The sequence below is a fragment of the Kitasatospora sp. MY 5-36 genome (assembly GCF_001182915.1).
GTDB lineage: Bacteria > Actinomycetota > Actinomycetes > Streptomycetales > Streptomycetaceae > Kitasatospora.
Genome location: NZ_LFVW01001055.1, coordinates 1 through 2,178, shown reverse-complemented (window position 1 = coordinate 2,178; position 2,178 = coordinate 1). Strand labels below are relative to the sequence as shown.

General features: G+C 76.7%; 1 protein-coding gene. It reads left to right on the top strand.

Going from position 1 to position 2,178, the window contains the following annotated elements; genetic code table 11:
- Nucleotides 1-2,178: nitrate- and nitrite sensing domain-containing protein (locus tag AE652_RS45805; protein WP_053112567.1), on the top strand; the 2,178-nt coding region annotated here is incomplete at both ends.

The window sequence follows — 2,178 nt, the reverse complement described above, 5'->3', positions numbered from 1 at the left end:
AGGACCGCCAGGTGGCCGCCGACGCGCGGGTGCTGCTGGAGCTGGCCCGGTCCCGGGAGCTGCTCGCCCGGGAGGACGCCCTGCTGCGTGCCGCCCAGCTGTCCGGCGGGCTCGGCGACGACCAGCTGCGGGAGTTCTCCGGCGCGGCCTTCGCCCGGCGCGAGTTCGAGCGGGGCGCCGCCGCCGAGCTGCGCCCCGCGGACCGGACGGCGCTGCTCGCCGTCACCGGTGGCCAGGACCACCGCGAGCTGGCCGGGTACGAGGACAGGGTGCGGACGGCCGCCGACGGCCGGACGGCGGTCGCGGCGGTGCCGGCCGACCGGTGGGCGATGGTCGCGGGCAATGTGGCCGGCGGCCTGCGGACCGTCGAGGACCAGGCCGGACGGCTCGCCGCCGAGCGCCAGGACCCGTACGCCCTGGGCCTGTTCACTCCGGCGGGGATGGCAGTGCTGCTCGGACTGGTCGGCGTGGTGGCCTCGTTGGTGATCTCGGTGCAGATCGGGCGCGGGCTGGTCACCGATCTGATCGGCCTGCGCAACTCGGCACTTGAGCTGGCCGGGCGCAAACTCCCGGCGACCATGCGGAAGTTGCGTGCGGGGGAGGAGGTGGACATCGAGGCCGAGGCGCCCCGGCCGGTGGGGCGGGGCGACGAGATCGGCCAGGTGCAGCGGGCGCTGGGCACCGTCCAGCGGGCGGCCGTCACGGCGGCGGTCGAGCGGGCCGAGGTGCTCTCCGGGGTCTCCGGTGTGTTCGTCAACCTCGCGCGCCGCAGCCAGGTCCTGGTGCACCGCCAACTCACCCTGCTGGACGCGATGGAGCGCCGCACCGACGACCCATCCGAGCTGGCCGACCTGTTCCGCTTGGACCACCTCACCACCCGGATGCGCCGCCACGCCGAGGGCCTGATCATCCTCTCCGGGGCCGCTCCCGGGCGGGGTTGGCGTCGGCCCGTCCCGCTGGTGGACGTGGTGCGCGCGGCCGTCTCGGAGGTCGAGGAGTACGCCCGGGTCGAGGTCCACCCGCTGCCACGGGCCGCGGTGGTCGGCCACGCCGTCGCCGACCTCACCCACCTGGTGGCCGAACTCGTCGAGAACGCCACCGGGTTCTCCCCGCCGCACACCCGGGTGCACATCCGGGGCGAACGGGTCGGCAACGGCTTCGCGTTGGAGATCGAGGACCGCGGCCTCGGCATGGGCCCGGAGGTGCTGGCCTCGGCCAACCGCCGGATCGCCGCCGCCGAGCAGAGCGACCTCTTCGACAGCGACCGGCTCGGCCTGTTCGTGGTCAGCCGGCTCGCCCGGCGGCAGGACGTCAAGGTCTCGCTGGTGACCTCCGCGTACGGCGGCACCACGGCGGTGGTCCTGCTGCCGACCACGCTGCTGGCCGACGAGACGGCCGACGATACGGCCGAAGTGGAGGCGGAGATGGGGGCGGAGATGGGGGCGGCGGAGGCGCGGTACGGCTTCGAGCCGGTGCCGCCCCTGCCGTGTGCGGCGGCGCCGGGCGGGGTGGCGGTCGGGGCGGGACCGACGGATCCGGTGTTCGCCGAGCGGGCACAGCACGGTGGCCCGGAGCGGGAGTTCACGCCGGTGCACGGTCACGCGGGGGAGCCGACGGGGGGTCCCAGCGGTGTCCCGGGCGGCGCCCTGAGCGGCGATCCGAGGCGCCGGGAGTACTCGCAGGGCGGGGCAAGTGACGGGCTTCCGGCGGTGGGTGGGCCGCCGCCGGAGGGTGGGGCGCTGCTGCCGTTCGGTGCCCGGGGCAGCGACCCCGGGCCGGTGCGCCGTACCCCCTACCGGGCCTCCGGTGCCCGGGTGGCCGGTCCGGCTGCGGACGGGGGCGCGGGTGCGGCCGCCCGTCCGCAGTCCGGGCCGCCGCAGCCGTACAGCGCGGAGCCGTACCGTACGGAACGCCGTTCGGAGCCGGTGCCCGGACCAGGCTCGCGCGGTCCCCGTCCGGACAGTCAACGTCCGGACAGTCAACGACCGGACGGCCATCGACCGGACGGCCCCCAAGTCGACTCGGGCCCCGGGGAGTTGCCGCGCCGGACCCGCCAGGCGAGCCTCGCACCGCAGCTGCGCGAGGGCCCGGCCCGTCCGACCGCGCACAGTCGTCGTACGGCCGCCGCCACTGCAGCCGTGGCCTCGGCCGGCCCCGGGGCCGGCGACGGCCTCGGCG